The following is a 614-nucleotide window of genomic DNA, read 5'->3' on the forward strand; positions in this document are numbered from 1 at the left end:
GATTATGGTGCGCGGGCACGGCCGCGACCGGATACAAGTCTATGCACGGATAGTGCATCAGCTGACCTCGGAACGAATGAAGCCAATCCTTGAGCATTGCGTGTGGGGGCTCCCAACCCGTCAACAGAAGGAACCGTTCAATGCGATCTTGACAAGGCCCGGATCATACAAGCCAAGTAGCGAACTGACCGTTTGGTATCGCAACCGGTTCAAAGGCAACGGCGCTCGCGCGGCAAAGGTGGGGATCGTTGCGCTCGCCCGAAAATTGTTAATCGCGCTTTGGCGCTTTGTGGAGACCGGTCTGGTCCCTCAAGGTGCCGAGCTCCGCGCCGCCTGATGCTTATGTTGCAACAGGCTCGATAAGGCGACGCGGATTGGTGTGATGTGTGACCGGGAAAGTTGATGGCGCCTGAAAACGCCCAGTAGTAGTTTGGTCCGCATCCGCCTTTGCTCGATCCGGGGATGTGAATACGGATTATGGTGCGCGGGCACGGCCGCGACCGGATACAAGTCTATGCACGGATAGTGCATCAGCTGACCTCGGAACGAATGAAGCCAATCCTTGAGCATTGCGTGTGGGGGCTCCCAACCCGTCAACAGAAGGAACCGTTCAA

Annotated in this window: 1 pseudogene; it reads left to right on the forward strand. The window is 57.2% G+C overall.

From position 1 onward, the window contains the following. Positions 1-337 (forward strand): annotated as a pseudogene (locus tag R5H29_RS22180) (hypothetical protein); the annotation flags it as partial. Positions 338-614: the final 277 nt, after the last annotated feature.

The organism is Stenotrophomonas sp. A3_2, from assembly GCF_036624925.1.
In the GTDB taxonomy this organism is placed as follows: domain Bacteria; phylum Pseudomonadota; class Gammaproteobacteria; order Xanthomonadales; family Xanthomonadaceae; genus Stenotrophomonas; species Stenotrophomonas hibiscicola.